At 39.1% G+C, this 18,248-nt stretch carries 11 protein-coding genes and 1 pseudogene; 5 read left to right on the forward strand and 7 right to left on the reverse strand.

Features of this window, described 5'->3' with window-relative positions:
- Positions 1–169 precede the first annotated feature (169 nt).
- From iadA to L2672_RS15975, 3 genes are all read right to left on the reverse strand, one after another.
- A complete protein-coding gene (iadA, locus tag L2672_RS15965) occupies positions 170–1,333 on the reverse strand; it encodes a beta-aspartyl-peptidase (RefSeq protein ID WP_248996841.1) in 1,164 nt (387 codons plus the stop codon).
- Positions 1,334–1,341: 8 nt separating this feature from the next.
- Positions 1,342–2,790 carry a putative basic amino acid antiporter YfcC gene (gene yfcC, locus L2672_RS15970; protein WP_248996842.1) on the reverse strand — a complete coding sequence of 483 codons (1,449 nt, stop codon included), beginning with the start codon at positions 2,788–2,790 and terminating at the stop codon, positions 1,342–1,344.
- A gap of 72 nt (positions 2,791–2,862) precedes the next feature.
- Positions 2,863–5,454: a TonB-dependent receptor gene (locus L2672_RS15975; RefSeq protein ID WP_248996843.1), complete on the reverse strand. Its 2,592-nt coding sequence runs from the start codon at positions 5,452–5,454 to the stop codon at positions 2,863–2,865.
- Between the two features lie 348 nt (positions 5,455–5,802).
- Here L2672_RS15975 and L2672_RS15980 point away from each other — a divergent pair, with 348 nt between their 5' ends.
- The 5 genes and pseudogenes from L2672_RS15980 (at position 5,803) to L2672_RS16000 (ending at position 13,544) form a co-directional block, all read left to right on the forward strand.
- Complete coding sequence (locus tag L2672_RS15980) at positions 5,803–7,530, forward strand: cyanophycinase (RefSeq protein ID WP_248996844.1); 1,728 nt, start codon at positions 5,803–5,805, stop codon at positions 7,528–7,530.
- A 995-nt stretch (positions 7,531–8,525) separates the two neighbouring features.
- Positions 8,526–9,155 carry a hypothetical protein gene (locus L2672_RS15985; RefSeq protein ID WP_248996845.1) on the forward strand — a complete coding sequence of 210 codons (630 nt, stop codon included), beginning with the start codon at positions 8,526–8,528 and terminating at the stop codon, positions 9,153–9,155.
- Positions 9,156–9,757: 602 nt separating this feature from the next.
- The gene (locus L2672_RS15990; protein ID WP_248996846.1) at positions 9,758–10,429 is read left to right on the forward strand and encodes a YiaD family glycine zipper/OmpA-like lipoprotein; all 672 of its coding nucleotides are present in this window, start codon (positions 9,758–9,760) and stop codon (positions 10,427–10,429) included.
- A gap of 66 nt (positions 10,430–10,495) precedes the next feature.
- Positions 10,496–10,881 (forward strand): annotated as a pseudogene (locus L2672_RS17405) (IS6 family transposase); the annotation flags it as partial.
- A 128-nt stretch (positions 10,882–11,009) separates the two neighbouring features.
- On the forward strand, positions 11,010–13,544 hold the full coding sequence (locus L2672_RS16000; RefSeq protein ID WP_248996848.1) for an MMPL family transporter: 2,535 nt from the start codon (positions 11,010–11,012) through the stop codon (positions 13,542–13,544).
- Between the two features lie 280 nt (positions 13,545–13,824).
- Here the strand turns inward: L2672_RS16000 and L2672_RS16005 are convergent, their stop codons facing one another.
- The 4 genes from L2672_RS16005 to L2672_RS16020 are packed head-to-tail and all read right to left on the reverse strand — an operon-like array spanning position 13,825 to position 17,689.
- Positions 13,825–15,459 (reverse strand): GGDEF domain-containing protein, encoded by a 1,635-nt coding sequence (locus tag L2672_RS16005; protein ID WP_248996849.1) that lies wholly within the window; start codon positions 15,457–15,459, stop codon positions 13,825–13,827.
- Positions 15,460–15,461: 2 nt separating this feature from the next.
- Positions 15,462–16,064 carry a cytochrome P460 family protein gene (locus tag L2672_RS16010; RefSeq protein WP_248996850.1) on the reverse strand — a complete coding sequence of 201 codons (603 nt, stop codon included), beginning with the start codon at positions 16,062–16,064 and terminating at the stop codon, positions 15,462–15,464.
- 6 nt (positions 16,065–16,070) lie between these two features.
- Complete coding sequence (locus L2672_RS16015; protein WP_248996851.1) at positions 16,071–16,715, reverse strand: cupredoxin domain-containing protein; 645 nt, start codon at positions 16,713–16,715, stop codon at positions 16,071–16,073.
- The gene (locus L2672_RS16020) at positions 16,712–17,689 is read right to left on the reverse strand and encodes a cytochrome-c peroxidase (protein WP_248996852.1); all 978 of its coding nucleotides are present in this window, start codon (positions 17,687–17,689) and stop codon (positions 16,712–16,714) included. Before L2672_RS16020 ends, L2672_RS16015 begins: the two co-directional genes overlap by 4 nt.
- Positions 17,690–18,248: the final 559 nt, after the last annotated feature.

Here is an 18,248-nt window from a genome sequence, read left to right on the forward strand (position 1 = left end):
GCACAGGGCGGTTCATTTAGAACCCCTAACTAAATTCTCTGGTTAGGGTAATGAACTGCGATCCATCCGTCTCTTAGTGAATATAATCCTGCTTTCTTCAGATACTCATTACTGAGCGCCTGCTGTATACCCGGTGTTTTCGAGCTACGCCACTATCCATTTATCATTATTAGAACGGTATCTTAAGTCGCGATTGTCCCTCTGAAAAAACCAACTCTCCTTTACTGTATACCGCCTCAATTGCAAGTGAGTGTGAATTTAATAAATTAATGTCTGCATCCATATCAACGGCTATTCGACCCTTTTGAGTCAACCTTAAAATGTTAGCAGGTGATTCAGTAATTGAGGCCAAAGCAAGTTCAATAGGCACATTAAAGAGTTTAACCGCATCAACCATAGCCTGATGCAAGCTACTGACTAGTCCCATCTGTAAATCAATTAAATTACCTTTATTATCAAATACAGGCAGGCTGGCATTGCCATCTGAGCTCATGGTCAGTTGGCTTATTGGCACATTTTTGTCTAGCGCCGATGCTAATGCTTCAGGCGCGGGAACCTCCCCTTGTGCAATAATTTGCACTGTGGTGCTGGTCGTAAAATCAATAAAACCGCCCTTAAGGGCAAAATCAATCCCTGCCTCTAACAGCGCTTTGCTGCGGTTAATATGGGTTGGGTAGTACTGGGTAATTGGGATATCAAACTGACTAATCACCTGTTCAAGTAAATCGAGTTTACTGGGCTCATCCCCCACATGAATACTAACAATCCCGACTTTTCCTGCCAGCATGCCAGCTACTCTTGCTTCTGATGTGAGTCTGGCCATTTCGTGTGTGGTGATTTGCGAGCTACGGTGATCGGCAATGGCCACTTCACCAACACCAATAAATTTATCAATCAGCATAATGTCATGCTTTATAGATTGGGTAATGGTGACCATAGGCAAATGATAAGAGCCGGTATAGCAAAATACCGATAAGCCTTGCTCTTCTAACGCGTAGGCTTTGGCGAGAAGATTCTCTAAACTGCGGGTTTGAGCATCTGTCCCCAGTACACCTACCATAGTGGTTACGCCGCCTTTAATCGCATCGTTTATATGCATTTCAGGGGTACGAGTTGTGTATCCTCCTTCACCACCTCCGCCAGTAATGTGTACAAGTGAGTCAACAAAACCTGGGGTTAATATTAGTCCTGATGCATCAATGACAGTAATAAATGAATTTGCACTGAGATCAATACTATCTTCAATGGCAATGATCTTACCACCGCCCAATAGAACATCTTTTTTGCCTAGATATCTAGGAGCATAAACTTGTGCATTTTTAAATAATTGCATGTAAATCCTTAGCTAAAGTTGATGCTGACTGCAATGATAATAAACGTGATTGAAATCGCGACTAGCAACAGCATAAATCGCCATATAAATTTAGCCCAAACAAACCAGTCTACTTTGGCTACACCAAGACAGCCGATTAGCGCCGCAGAGGTTGGAATAATAATATTGGTCAGGCCGTCGCCAAGTTGAAAGGCTAATACAGCAATTTGGCGGGGTAAGCTCAAAATATCAGACAATGGCGCCATTATCGGCATAGTTAAGGCTGCCTGACCTGAGCCAGATGCGATGAAGAAGTTAAATATAGATTGAAACAAATACATGAAAACAGCTGAAACGGTTTCAGGTAATTGCCCTAAAAGTTCACCAGTATAGTAGAGTAGGGTGTTTAATACTGAGGGGGAATCTGCTTGATCGCCGCCTAATATAATCACAATACCTTTGGCCATGCCAACAATCATCGCCGCAGGCAATAATTCTTGTGCGCCATTTTTAAAGGCATTAGCAACATCATTAATCTTAAGGCGATTGCAGAGTATAGCAATTAAGCCTATAGCACAGCCTAAGGTAAAAAACTGACTTGCCAGCTCGGGAATATAATAACCTCTGGCAATAACACCCCAAATAACCCAAACAATACCCAATATAAAAGTGGTCAGAATAAGGCCATCGGTTAAAGTGAATTTGACTTTCACCTTTGGCTGAGTTGAAAAAACCTCTTCGCTCAAACAGGATGACAGTTCAGGATTTCGTGTTATTTTTAGGGCGTAGTGCACAGTAAATGCTACACCGATAGAGGTGAAAACAAACCACATTATCACCCGAAACTCTAAGCCTGACATTAACGGAATGTCAGCAATCCCCTGAGCTATTGCAATACTAAAAGGGTTCATCCAAGATGTGGCAAAACCAATTTGAGTCGCCACATAAGTAACTAAAATGGTCACAATACCGTCGTAACCTATGGCGCGCATTAAAGGCAGCAGCACGATACAAAAGGCAATGGCTTCTTCACCCATACCAAATATCGCACCGCCTGCAGAAAATAATACAAATAGAATCGGAATAAAAGCCAGTTCAAACTTTTTGGTTTTAGCGATTAAGGCCAAAATACCATTATTAACCGCTTTGGTTTGCATGATGATGCCAAAGGCGCCACCAGTAATAATGATAAACATCATTACTCCAATGGCTGAGCCCCATTTGTCACCTGAAACCATACCTTCAAAGGCAAAATTGAGGAAGCCAATTTCACCATGTTCGGCAAATAATGGCACGCCATGAAAGTTGCGGGCAAATTGAAAGCTACCGGCAATTAATGTTGATTTATTGGTATCAGGATTGATAGCCACTTCAAAAAATCCTGCTGGGACAAAGTGAGTGGTAATTGCGGCAAATAACACAACAAAAAACAAGATGATGAAGGCATCTGGCATTTCTCGAGCTGTTTGTAACTTCATATGGTTATACTTTTTATTTTTGTGATAGAAAATGTAGGCCGTGATATGCACGACCTACAGAGCTCAAGTTATTTAAAACTTAAAAGTATAACGAACATTCCAGCGCCGTCCGAGCCAATCATGTACCGAGCTGGCATAGCCATTAGTGGGTGAAGAAGCATAGGGTGGCTCTTCATCGGTTAGGTTGCGGACCGATAACAATACATTGTGATTCTCGTTAGGTTCATAGCCAATACTGGCGCTAAAGGTTAACCAATCTTCAACTGTTTCATTATCAAACTTAAAGTCACCGTCACCCATGGAGCTAATGTAATGACCTGAAATGTTGGCATTCCAGTTATCAACTTCCCAGTCTGTGCCTAAATCAATAACACGTTCAGGGCGCGCTGTTTCAGATGCACCACTGAGCTTGCCTAATAAGTCTTCAACAGGGCTACTCGGTGTGACTTTGCGTTCAAACGAGAAGGTTTCAGTACCAGTTACATAGAACTTAAATTCACCGATTTTTTTGGTGTCTAAGCGATAGTTAAGGTTATAATCTAAGCCGTCAGTACTTTGATTGCCAACGTTAAAATAACCTGTGCGTAAAAAGCTAATATCACCTCGTCCATCAACGACACATCCAAAATTATCGCCTAATTCAGCGATACTGCCGACCACTTTTGTAGGATCTTTAATACAGGCATCCAGAGTAGTATTTGCATCAATATCAACAATGTCGTCATGCTCGTAGCGCCAATAATCGACAGTTAATTGCAATTCATCGGTCGCATTCCAGGACATGCCCACGTTAATTGCTTGCGATTTTTCTGCTTCTAAGCCTTTATTGCCTATGGTTTCCTGGTCAAACTCTAATTCCCCTAAATCGGCACCAGTTGTGCCACATAATGCATTATAAGGTTCATTTGAGCCGCAGTTAATATATTGACTACCTAATGACGTTCCAGCACCTAGTTGAGATAAAGATGGTGCTCTAAAACCTGTACTCCAAGATGCACGTAATACCAGCTCATCGATTGGGTTATAACGTAACGAAACTTTAGGATTTACATCCCCACCAAAATCACTGTAATGGTCGTAACGTAAGGCTGCTATTAAGTCGAGTGATTCAGCTAATGGGAAGTTAAACTCACCATATGCAGCGTATTGGGTGCGATCTGCGGCGGCGTCGCTGGCGCCCAAGCCAATGATCTCATTATTAACGGCATTCACTGAAGGTTTATCAAAAATGTCCTCTTTTCTATATTCACCACCAAATACTGAACTCACTGTGCCTGCGGGCATCGTAAACAAGTCTCCAGTAAAATTAAAATCTAATGATAAGACTTCTGACTCACCCTGACGCACGCCTGGATCACGTAATGCCGCTATTTGGGCTGAACTGCTATCTTGGCCTAAATTAAATGGATTAAAGCTATCGTTTGCCACCGCGGCATCTAGACTATTGGCATTCATGTAGCCCGATACATTTTTGATTTCATTAGTTGACTTACCGTAACTTAATGCAGATTCAAAACCCCAATCAGCAATATCTCCTCTAATCCCAGCTAATATTCTGTAGCTTTGGGTGTCATACTCTTGAATTCTTCGCTCAGGAAAACGTGTTCTGACGGTTATAAAATCACTTACACTGCCATCTTGCATGTCAATATCTTTCACGTATTGTGGCACGTTAACAGAATCACCAGCAACATCAACGGTATAACCTGCAGGGGCTTCATAGGATGAGCCATTATTTTGTTGAAACATACCTTCAGCAAAAAATTCCAAACCGTCATCAAAACGATAAATATGATTTAACGTCGCACCGATGTTCTCGTAATCAGGTTGAATAGCTCGTTGAATAACATAGTCATAATTACATCTGCTACCGCTTTTTTGGGTATCATCGCCACACCAAGTTTCAGCATAATCATTCCCATCAATGCTCATACGAGTATTTGACTTATAGGTCACATTTATTGGCCTGTCAGTATTAAAAATAGCATTCCGAGTTGCGTAGTCGACAACAATAGTTGTATTACTTTGGGCGGTCTCAAAGCCACCTGCGTAGGTTAAGTTGGTTCTACTCGCATCATGATCAGAGGTGTCATCACCATATTGCACACTAAATTCATGACCGGCAAAATCTTTACGAAGAATAAAATTAATCACCCCAGCAATGGCATCTGAGCCATAAATAGAAGAGGCCCCATCTGTCAAAACGTCAATGCGTTCAATTGCAGAAAGAGGAATTGCATTTATGTTTACAAATGAATCAGAGCCGTTGGAAAATGAGTCAACTGCGACGCGACGACCATTAATCAATACCAATGTAGAACTTGACCCAAGGCCTCTTAGACTTACCCCAGATGCGCCAGCCGGAGCGCCATCGGCTCCGGCAACTCCGCCCGTTTCAGAGAAGGTTCCGGCACTTGACGCTTGAGGTAAATCACGCAAAAATTCGCTAACTGACTCATAACCTTTTTTAGTTATTTCATCTTGGGAAAAACTTTGTAAAGGGTTAGCCCCTTCCATATCCACACCTTTAAGGCGAGATCCCGTCACTTCAACACGTTCTACTGTTTGTTCTGGTTGTGATTTTTCTAATTCGTTGGCAACGGCTAAGGCTACAGGTGATAACGCCATGCCAAACACGGCGCATAAAAGTACTGAACTTCTCATGTTAAGCTCCCGATAAATCTCTAATTGTAATTTTTAGACGTGGCTACTCTGCGCGTGAGTCAATACGCTTGGCATTAATAAATGTTTGCAGGCAGTACAACGTCAATCAAATGATTGAGAGGGGAGTAAGACGGCTAGACAAAACTCCACCAAACACTAACGTGTTCAGTAGGTTATTCGTCCCACCATTCAGATAGATACCAAGTACGATAGTGGTATCTTTGGAAAAGAGTTGCTGAAAATATCATGTTATAAAAAAACATTCTTTTGTTGTTGATATGTTAAAAGGCTATCCGTAATATACTGCATGAGTCAATACATGGCAGACACTTTTTTTTGAGTGCAACCATGAAAATTATTTCTACAAATAAATTGTTTATATTTTTTAGTGCCTTAGCTTTCAGTTCTTTATTCCAATTATTGTTTCTTGGTAATGTATGGGCAGAACAAAGCGTTTTATCAAAACGAGAAAAACCATTATTACCTGGTTTTGATTTGATGTTGGTTGGAGGTGGCTTAAAAACCTGTAGTTCATTGTCAGCAAATTCCTGCTCTGAAAACGTAGTTTTCTCACCAAATTCTAAATTATCGATTCAATATCACTTCAGTCTTGATTGGCTTGAGCGCGCATTTAACCATGAAAGCTTGCAAACGCTGTCGTTAACTCAAATAAATTCATTACGAAAAGCTAGCAAACAAGCGGCACAAAGCAGTGTTAGCTTAAACCAGTTAAAGGATGCAGTTGGCCAGATTAATAAACACTTATTGAATGATTTAACCGACCTTGAATACTATGCTTTACTCGATTTGTTAGAACAAGAACAACGCAGTGAATATGGTGAAATATTGCATGAGCAAGTCATTTTAAATGCAACTGCTAAACCATATGGTCCGGCGATTTATCGACTATTTACTCTGCAGGCGTTACTTAAGAAACAGCTGAAAAATCCAGATGCGACTCGTCCAGTAATTGGTATTGTAACCGCTTCTGCCCGAGACCCGTTTGAGTCCATTTCGTACTACACTAGTGCTTTTGAACAAGCGGGTGCTGATGTTATTTGGCTGCCTTTAGATGCAGCTTTGCAAGCCGGAATATATAATAAACAATGTGATAAATTGCCATTGCTCCGTCAGAAACTGCAAGGCAATGTTGATAAAGCTCGGCTTTATCCCACAGAAACAGAACTACAACATCGCCTTTGTGAATCGCCTGAAGAATTGTATCAGCAGCTTGAACAAATTGATGGCTTATTTTTAAATGGAGGCGACCAAAGTTTGTCTTTAACAGCTTGGTTAAAACCGGATCAGAAACCCTCAAAAGCATTAACTGTGATTAGAAGTCGCTTGTTCAATAAAGATATAGTGATTGGTGGGACCAGTGCGGGAACAGCTGTGATGACAGCTAATAATATGATCACAGGAGGCACTAGTGATGGTGCAATGCAATATGGAGTATTGAGTGTTAAACCACCGAGTGAGCGATGTGAAATTAATCAATGTGAGGGGGATACTCCTGCTACGGCAGTGACCTATCGTGCAGAGGGTGGCTTGGGGTTATTTCCTTTTGGGATAATGGATACGCATTTTTCGGAGCGGGAACGACAAATCAGATTGTTAATGTTAACAGCATCAACAGGTAGTGAAATGGGCTTTGGAGTGGATGAGAATACCGCACTGTTAGTCAATCTTGCTGATAAAGATCTGAAAGTGATCGGTGAACATGGTGTGTGGGTTATAGAGCAAGCTCAAGTAAATCTAAATGACAATGGCAAGCAAAGATATGAAGGTGTTTCTCATTATTTATCTTCAGGCAGTCAAGCGAATATTAATAATAACCATCAACTAGTTAATATTGAATTTGTCAGCCGAACTGTTTTAGTTGATATTGCGGTCGATTATCCAGTTTATCAACAGTGGATAATGCAAGCCTGTCGTGAGGGGCGATTATCGCGTAAACTTATTGATGATTTTGAGCTTACCATTCTTCCTACCTCAACAGAAGGGTGTCAATTAGCACTAAATAATAAGCAAAATTATCAAAGTATTAAGATATTATTACAGCAAAAAGATGATTAACGATTACTTTCTAATTGATAGTTTTAGATAACTTAGGTTATTTAAACACTATGTTGCCAAGCAACGACAACTACAGTTACCTACATATTAAAATTTAACAGAGCAGGTGTCTAGTTACTGCTCTGCTTAAGCAAACATTGTTTTCTATGATAAATCCAAATATGGTTGCTGTGATGGACACTCAGCAGTAGCTGCTTGATTCGTTGTTTAACAACACAAAAGATAAGTATAAATTGAGCCAAGCAGATATGTATCAACTTTATGCTTGTGGTGAAAATACATATAAAGAAAGATGAGCTATATTTGATTTTTCCTAAACATAATTGGCTTCATTGAACTGTTAGCAAGCTTCGAAATTAAACCAGATTTGAAGTCGAACGTGGTGCCTTATACTTGAAACAGGCATTTGCTTGCAATCATAATATTTTAACTTGCAGAACCCCTATTTAATGCTTTTGGCATTCGAGTTGTTTGGTTGAAGGTGGAACAGAAGAGCTAAATTAGTCGCAAAATGACGCTTTAACACATACTAAATCTATTCAAAAAAACAATCTGAACTCTAATCTAGGTTGGAAGAATTTTTAGGAATCTAAATCAACATAAAAGCGCTATTGATATTGCATTTAAGCTGTGAAGTGGAATAGATATTTAAGTTGTAGAACCACTAAATGACAATAAAACCATTTGGAATGTTAACCACATGAGTATCATAATTACAGCGTCATGGATAAAACCAAATTGATTTGACAATTTTTCACTTCAATCATATAGTCAATCTATGTTAGCAATTGCAGATTTTGAATTAACAAACACCTGTAAGCTGCTGAATTTAAACGACTTGTTTTATATTTGATACGGAAGCCTTGGGTTCAAATCCCTATCTCTCCGCCATATTAAATACGAGAAAAGCCGTTGATTATCAACGGCTTTTTTTGTTTCTGGCATTTGAAAAATCATATTCTCAGGCCAAAAACGGATGACTGAGACATATGTATATGCTTTTTACAATAAAGAGCCGCGCCACAAATTGTACCTATTACACTCGCATGGTATTGCCTGTTTATCTACGTGATAAAGGCTTTTCTGCCGACATTAAAGTATCACTTCTTACTAAGCAACGTTCTATCGCTATTGGTCGAAACTTAGTGATAGCAGGCATTTTACGGCCTTTAATCAGTAACTTAACCCCACAATCTAATGCTGATGATTTTAAAGCTTTAGTTAACAAACAGATTAATGATGCCCGACAGGGCTTTATGGGCAAAACTGAATCGCAAGATGCGCAGGCTAAACCAGTTAATGAAATGACCTCGTTTATCCCAACTCAACCCACCGAATTGACTGAGACAATTGACTCACATCCCTATCGCACAAATCCCTATCGCACAAATTCAAAGTCAACTAGGGTGGGTAATAGTAAAAAAACAATTAAATCAGCAAATAACGTTTCATTGAATGAGTCGCTAACAAAGTTTATCGCCTCAAAACAAAAGCAGATTGTCTCAGTCTTAACGGTAAAGCAGCTTAATCAACGTATAGGTCATTTTATTGAACGCATTCATTTAGATGATGTTCCAGTAACGCATTTTTGCCCCAAAATGAATTATGCCTGCGATAAAAGGTGAACAACCCACTAACTTTGCAATATGAGTAAGATAGATAAAACGTGCTTGAAGATGCAAGCTAAAGAACGCTTCTGATGTAAATTATGGATTTCATAATGAATGACGGCCTGCGATATAATTTGCTAATAATAGATGCTATACGACATGATTATGAACGTTTTCGATTTGACACTCATCAGTACTCTCACAAGGGTATTTACTTCATTGTAATGACTTGGTATCAAGCACTTTCCAGAAAGAATGAACTATTTCCTAATTTTTGATATTGTATTCATTTATAAACAAAAAATTAAGGTCTATAAGATGAAAGTTTCACTGTTACTCATAGCTATCACTATTTTCGTGAGCGGTTGTTCGAATACATGGGATGGAGTTAAAGAAGATTCATCTACGATTTGGAATGACACAAAAAAAACAATAAATGAGGCCACAGAATAAAAAATGACAAACTTAGTCAGGATATCCACGATAGGGCAACATAATTAAAAACAACCCATTTGTAAGGGGTTATTGCTTCCTGACTACCTTTAATAGCAAGAAGAAAGTTGTACGCTTTTAGTGAGACCCTCTCCTCAAAAGTCTGGTAAATAAAGGAATAATGAATGAAAAAATCAATATTATTACTATCCATCTCCATTGCTTTAGTTGGCTGTCAGGCTACGCAACGCCAAGATGCAACTACGGGTGAAATGGAAACAAACTCAACGACTACAGGTGCATTGATCGGAGCCGTATCTGGAGCAATTGTTGGTTTGGCTACTGGCGATAACGCAACTGAGCGCAGACAACGGGCTCTAGCGGGTGCAGCAGCAGGTGGAGCAGTAGGGGCAGGAGTGGGTTATTATTTTGATAAGCAAGAAGCTGCTCTTCGAGAAGAACTCTTAAACTCAGGTGTACAAGTAAAACGTGTAGGTGAAGACCAGTTACAACTGGTCATGGAAAACGGTATTGGTTTTGGTACCGACTCTAGTACACTTGATTCATCCATTTACAGTACCCTAAATGGAGTGGCTCGAATTCTAGTAGAGTATCCAGATACGGTTTTAATGATTACTGGACATACTGATAGTACTGGTAGCGAATCGTACAATCATACCCTCTCTCTAAAGCGAGCTGATTCGGTAAGGTCATACCTTATGGGGCAAAAAGTCGTTTCAAATAGACTATCTACGATGGGTATGGGAGAAGCGTATCCGATTTGTGGCAATGATACTGCTCTGGGACGAACATGTAACCGCAGAGTTGAAATAAGTATTTATCCTGCAAAAAAATGATAAGGATATATTATGAAGGTACTGTCAAGTTAAGCAGTATCTTCTTTAATATGGCATCATAGCAGTATGAAAACTATTTATCCTGACCACAGATATCCGGCCCAAATCATTAGTCATGCAGTTTATCTTTATCATCGTTTTACACTGAGCCTTCGAGATATCGAAGAGATCCTCGCTTATCGAGGTATCAACGTAACATATGAAACTATCCACCATTGGTGCCTGAAATTTGGTAATAAATTCAGTCATAACATTCGTACAAACGAGGTCCATTTAATTCATCTTGGTACCTCGATGAAGTGTTCATCAAGATAAATGGACGACTTCATTATTTGTGGCGTGCAGTCGATAGTAATGGTGATGAAATAGATACTCTTGTACAGAAGCGCAAAGATAAACGCGCTGCAATCAGGTTTTTCAATAAGTTACTGAAAGGTCAACGTTGTATTCCAGATAGTAGCGTCTTTTACCCGATAGTTTAGTTGTTAAAGTGTCGCTATAAATACCCTCAATATCATTGTCCATGATATGCCGTTCAATATTATAATAGGGGTTTGTACATTATCGATGTAGGTCTCTTGTGAAACTTTGGTTTAATGAAAAACAAACGCTGCTATTTACCTTGTTATTGTTGTTTATTGGTTTAACCACAACCATTGCCATTATTTACAGCAAAAATAATTTTGTTGTTGATTCAAACCTAGACAACCTTGTAGAACAAAATGCCCCTTGGAAAGACAATCTCACTAAAACCGTTAATGAATTTGGTGATTCAGATAATGGCGTAGTGATTGTTATATCTGGCGATAACCGTCAGAAAGTCAGCAATATAACAGAAGCATTACAAGCAGATTTTTCAACCGAACCATTGTTTAGCCATGTATTTGCACCATCAACTTTACCTTGGTTGAAACAGCAAGCCTTATGGCTATTACCCGCAGAGGACTTCGCTCAGTTTAATGATAATATCGCCAAGGTAATGCCGAAACTTCAGGCTGCAATGTCGGTAGAACAAGGTGGGCATACTGCAGACAACTCTGCAGGAATGCAGTTACTTTCCCAATTGAATCATGCTATTGAGTCTGATGATGTTGTTACCGCACAATTATTAATACAGGCGTTGAATCAACTGGCCAGTGAGCAGGGGGCTGTTGATTGGTTTGACATATTATTGCCCCAATCAAACGACACCATTTATCAAATCATTACGTTAAGCGCTGAGCCTCAAAACGATCAAAAAGAGCCCAACAGGTATATTATTGAAACAGCAAATAATATTATTCAAAAGTATGCCGGCGATGAGTCGGTTCAAATTAGAATTACTGGCCAAACCGCATTAGATTTTGATGAAATTAATGATGCCAATAACAGTGTCGCGTTAGCCGGTACTATGTCGCTAATAGGCTTAATTGTTGTGTTAGGTTTTGGTATTCGTTCATTACGTATCATTGTTGCTAGCTATGCGGCGGTAGTCATCGGTTTAATATGGACATTAGCCCTTGGATTGTTTCTTGTTGGGTCATACAACACTATCTCAATTGTGTTTTTAGTCATGTTCATTGGCTTAGGTGTCGATTTTGCTATTCATTTTTGTTTACGGTTACGTGAAGAACAATCAATTCAGCCCACAAATTTTAGCAGTTTAACCACTTCAATTAGAGGAACACTGGCACCCATTAGTTTATGCGCGTTAACTTCTGCCATTGGTTTTTTGGGATTTTATCCCACGGCGTATACTGGTCTTGCAGAGTTGGGGGTAATTTCTGCAGCTGGAATGGCCATGGGGTTACTGGCTACTTTTACTGTTATTCCTAGCTTTTTCTTTTTGTTTGGTTACCCGAAGCAACAAGAATTAAAAACAAATGAACAAAACCAAAATGAACCGTCAAAAATTATTGATGATCAAGACTTCTGGCTGCCAAAACATTACAAGTTAGTCGTGAGTGTCGCGGCTATTATTCTCGTCATTAGTGGTTATGGTGCCAGCAAAATGGAGTTTGATTTTTCAACTTTAGTGCTTAAATCAGCCAAGTCTGAGTCAGTTAACACCCTTGAAGAGATTCAACAGCAAGGGCTAACTTCAAGTTATCAAATGATGATGCTTGCATCGTCTGCTCAGCAAGCAGCTAAATGGCAATCCACACTATCTGGCTTTACTGAAGTGAGTAATGCTATATCAATCAACTCATTTATTTCATCTGACCGAGATCAAAGACAGTCGTCAATACTGAAGTCACTATCTTCACCACTTGCTCCTATCGCTAATTTAGATAGTTTACTGAAATTGCAGCAAAACTTAGCCAATAGTGAGCGGTATTCGAACTTGCTAGAGCCGCACACTTTAGCTTGGCTTAATGATCATGATGAAATAGCAATTTCACGCCAAGTTAATCAACAAGCTTTAATGCCACTACAAGCGATGCAGCAAAGCTTAACGGCATCAATGAATACTCCTAAACCGACAATTGCTGATATTCCAACAGAATTGGCACAGCGTTACCAAAACGAAAACTACTTTTTGGTAGTGGCTTATCCTGCAAATGATATGCGCGATGTAAAACAGTTGAATGAGTTTATTGAGATAGTGAAATCTGTGGCGCCAAATGCCACCGGAAGACCCGTTGCAGAGCAGCAAGTTGGCCAGATAATTATAGGCTCTTTTAAGCAAGCGATAAGTTATTCATTATTACTTATTGCGGTTATTTTGCTATTTGCGCTCAAGTACAAACGTGATGTGATTTTAACTTTTATTCCTTTGTTATTAACGACTTTGTCGACTATGGCAGTGGCGCATTGGAGTGGTCAGGCGTTGAATATGGCCAACATTATTGTCATTCCGTTGATATTTGGTTTAGGTGTGGATAATGGCATTCATATTGTTGAGCGATTTCGTTCGGTGGAGTCAGTAAAAGCCTTTTATCAATCATCGACTCCTAGAGCCGCAGTACTGAGCTCACTTACTACAATGGTGACTTTTGGTTCGCTATTATTGGCGGATCATCGTGGCATGTACAGTATCGGTTTTTTACTCACAATCGCCATCGGATTTTTGCTGCTTTATAGCTTAACCGTACTGCCAGCCTTATTGTTTAGTGTTAAGAAAATGCGCTGTTAAGATAAGCTTTTATATCGTAAATTTTGAATGATTTTGAGTATCGTAATTCTCGAGATGCTTAAGCACCGTCATCCTCGAAAAGCTGTTGGTCGAGGATCTGTCTTTGTTCGATGGATAGATTCTGGCCCAAGAACATTGCCAGAATGACGTAAAGAAGAGCATTGCTCGAATGACGGGTAGGAGGAATCGTCTTCATGACGGTTAAGATTGAACCTCTCAGCTCCGTCATCCTCGAGAGGCTGTTGGTCGAGGATCTGGTTTTTAACAATAGCTAAGCTTATTAACTATAAAGGCAGTATTGGTTTTTACCTTTGTTTTTAGCTTGATACATGGCTTCATCTGCTTGTTTTATCATTAATGCCATTTTATCTGTCATATTTTGATGCTGAATTATGTTCGGGTGAATTGAATAGGATATTCCGATACTGGCGCTAACGTTGAGTTTTTTACCTTTAAATACGTAAGGGCGATCAATACTTTTACAGACTTTATTCGCTACATTGCTGAGGGTAGAAATATCAATAACTTGATTCAATATAATGGCAAATTCGTCACCACCTAAACGGCAGACTAAGTCTGATGTCCGTACAAGCGTTTTCATTCTCTTGGCTGTTCTCGCTAATATAAAGTCACCGGCATCGTGTCCAACATTGTCATTAACGGCTTTAAATCCATCAAGGTCAATAAACAGAAGCCCTATAAAACTTTGCGGTTGATTATCAGCTTGAGAATCATCGCTAGTTTCTGAGTTTAACGCTTGTTCTTCTGTTAATAATAATTCTAAAGTTTCATCAAAATTGGCTCTATTTGCTAGTTTAGTTAGCGCATCATGGTTGGCTTTATGGCGAAGTTTTTGAGCGTTGTTGGCATGGTGTACCACGTCTCTGGCTAAGCGTTTATTCCTAAAAGACAATATGATTACCAGTACCGCGATGGCTAAGGCTATTTGAATGGATATTCTTATGGTGCGCTCGGCATCAATAATTTGCTTTGCTAATTCTTGGTTACTTTCTTGGATACGTTGCTGTTGCTTGGTGACAAGACTTTCTAATTCTAGATTTAATTTGCGTAAAGTCGGGGTGATTTCTTGGCGCATGAGTAGCCTATCTGCACGCCAATCGTTACTTGAATGTACAGATATTGCTTGAGTTAAAAAGCCTCGATATAACGAGAAACTATGCTCAAACTCATCTAGTAAATCTTGTTGATCAGCGTCCATTTTAGACCTTAATTTTGTCAAATCTTCAAATGATTGATTGACGCCGGTGGTAAATAACCTTATCTCAAAAAGGATGTTTTTTTGCCGAAAAGCTAAAAAGTTTCTCACATCACTGACTAACATGACCCAATTAAACCTGAGGTTTTCGATTAAGGGAGTGATGTCATCTTGGTCGTTTTCTTCTGTTACGAGTAATAGGTCATTAACGATATGGTTCATGCTTATAGCAATGGGTTCCAGTTTATCGCTGGCAATACCGAGTGCAGGCATATTTTTATTATTATTTTGGGCTAAGTCTAACATTCGAATGTTGTGCGCAATGATTTCATCAACCAAGGCTCTAATTCGAATAAGTTGTTCCGCGTCGTCTAACTCAGGGTTAAGGTTGGTTAAGTTTACTAATCTATTTAAGGTATCGTTAATATCGTTTACTTTGGCTTGATAGATGGTCATGTTCAAATTATCTTTTTCTATCAGATAATTACCTAATACACTTAGGCTGTGGTAAAAGTGCGACGTGAGTTGTAAAGCACTGAGCATCTTGGGTTGATATTGAGAGGTAACTTTTTCTAACTTTGCTTGCGTTGTTGAAAAGCTCGATAGCGAAAGCAGAGTAATAGAGAGTAAGACCACCACCAAAATAATGGTGGCAGCGATGGTTTTTTGTCTAAGGTCAAAACGGCTGAAAATGGTCATATTTACTGACTAGCACCACTGAATATATTTGAAAAAATATAGTCGCGTTCAGCAATTTTTTCATGGCAATTGGCGCATAATTGATTCACATTTTCCTCTACACCGCTTCCTTGAATGATGGTCTCACCTTGACTGTTAAATTGCATATATTCCCAATCACCTCCTTTAGGATTGTAACCGGGTTGACGTTTAATCATTATCGTAACTGAGTGAGCATCGCCAGGCTTACCATTGTGCATTGTATAATTTTCTTTAATAAACTGCGTTCCAACGGGATACTGTTGATAATGTGGCTCATTTTCTTCGTCATCTGGGTCATCAAACCATGCACTGTATTGCAAAAAGTTATGCTTATAAACGTTTTGACCGATATCGGTATAAATCACCACAAATAAACCCCAGTGTAAACCAGAGTGCTCAAACCCGGTCATTCTATGCCATTGTTTTTGATAGTTTTCTGATGAGGGGATATGCTTATGCAAAAAATCAAATGAAGGCACTTCATAAGGGGTATTGCTGCTTGGTTCAGCCGCATTACTCACTGAAGAAAAAGCGAGTAGGGTATAAACGATTGCAGATAACGCTGTTGTGATTATTGGCTTCATATTAGCTTACTCTTTTATAATAGTAATGTGGCCACGAATTTTGCCATTTTTAGTGATATCAACTTCCCATGACGAACCCGTTAATAAATCAATGTTTACCGCATCATATTTAGGGATTTTAAAGCTGAAAATATCAGCATTATCAGGGATTTGATTTAAGCTGAACTGGTACTGCTGTTGTCCTTTTTCAAACTCAATGATGCGATGAAATGGGGTATTAATTGTGGATAAATAAGTGCGCATTTTTGGATGGATTTTACAGCCAACTCGTACGATACTATTTTGTTGCCAATCGACTTTAATTTTCTTTTCTCCACCGGGTTGCATTAACCCAACATCAAACTTAGCTGACTGCTTAGCATCATTAGCAAACACATTATGTTCAACGTTATCAGAGTTTTTAAAAGTTACTTCACCGCCAGAGCTTATTACAGCCATATTAGTAGTAAACTGTTTATCTATTTGGTCTATGACTACAGTTTCTTGGGTTGGTGAAATATCAGCAATTGGAATATAGGCGATGCCAACTAAGGGAGGCTTTTTAACAAACGTAATTGTGCCTTTTATGGTTGTGGCATTAATTTGGGCGCTGACGCTGATGGTTGCGACTAAGATCAAACGATTGAAACAAGACGCTAATGTTAATTTCATTTATTTTCCCCTGAAATCGTTGTTATTTTTGCCTGATACAATTCTGGTAATCTAGGACGTTCAATTAATATTGGATCTGTTAATGTTGCCAAAAAAGTAAGAAGATTTCTTATCTCAACGTCACTCAAATTAAGCGGTTGAATTAAGCTATCTTTATTCGGTCCACTACCACCGCCGCGGTTGTAAAAATGAATCACGCTTTCTAAATCTGCTATTGAGCCGTTATGCATGTAAGGAGCGGTTAGGGTTATATTTCTTAAGGTTGGGGTTTTGAAGCGGAAATTCATTGACGCATCATTATCAATAACCCCTTTGCCTTTATCGATTGTCGCAATTCCTAAGCTATGAAAGCTGTCATCGGTGAAGTTAGGGCCATCATGGCATCTTATACAGTTTGCTTTGCCGGTGAATAGCTTCAATCCACTAATGGCTTCTTTGCTGATGGCAAATTGGTTTCCTTTGAGGTATTGGTCATAAGGTGAGTTGATTGCAATGATACTGCGCAAAAATGCGCTAAATGCTTGGCTGATATGCTGAGTGTCGATGGTTTCTATGTCATAAACTTGCTTAAAGCGTTGTTGATATAACTTTTCACTATTGAGTCTATCAAGCAGAGTTTGTTTGGATAAGTTCATTTCATCTGAACTAAAAATGGGCATTAGTACTTGATGTTCTAGCGTACTGACGCGTCCGTCAGCAAAAAAGGAACTTCCCCAAGCTAAGTTATATAAGCTAGGGGTATGCCTGGATAGTGGCTTGTCATCATTGCCGAGACTGACTTTTAGTCCGTCACTAAAACCCATGTCTGGATTATGGCAAGTTGCACAAGACATTTGCCGATTGCCAGATAATCGCTCATCAAAAAACAGCAATTTACCTAAATACACTTCTGCTTCAGTAGGGGGCTCACCTTCAGGATATTCAATATCGTCTAATGATGGCGTGCTTAATGGTGTGGCCATTGATGTTTGCATTATTAACGTTGCTGTTAACCAACCACTTATTACTAAGTATACGAGTGCTACCCTAAGTTTATGGTTATCTGACATACGCGACTTTACCTATTATATTGATTTTTGTTTACAGTCTCTGTCTTTGATAAGACATTTAGTAATTGAATTTAAAAGAACAATTCAAACCATTTTTTGGATTCTAAAAATAAGTTTAGTTCAAAAATGATAATTCGCATCAACAATAAAAATTAATCATTTCAACCAGCAAAAAATCCTTATGCTTACCTTTAATGTTGCGGATTCAGTTGTATTTTAATTGATATTGGCGGCATGACTGGTTATTAAAAATAGCTTAATCACCGTACCTTTTGATGATGACTAGTGGTCAAAAATGTTATGCCCAACGTATGGTCAACAATAAACTCATTCAGATATTGGCAACTGAAAACTATCCTTTTGCTGTGTTCAGATTATGGGCTCAGGAGTGATTTAATATAATTAGTGTATCGATAACGATGTTTTCCATTGCCAGCAATCCTATTTCATTCGAATACTTGGGTAACATGGGCGACATTTAGTG

Source organism: Shewanella gaetbuli, from assembly GCF_023284065.1.
Taxonomy (GTDB): Bacteria; Pseudomonadota; Gammaproteobacteria; order Enterobacterales; family Shewanellaceae; genus Shewanella; species Shewanella gaetbuli.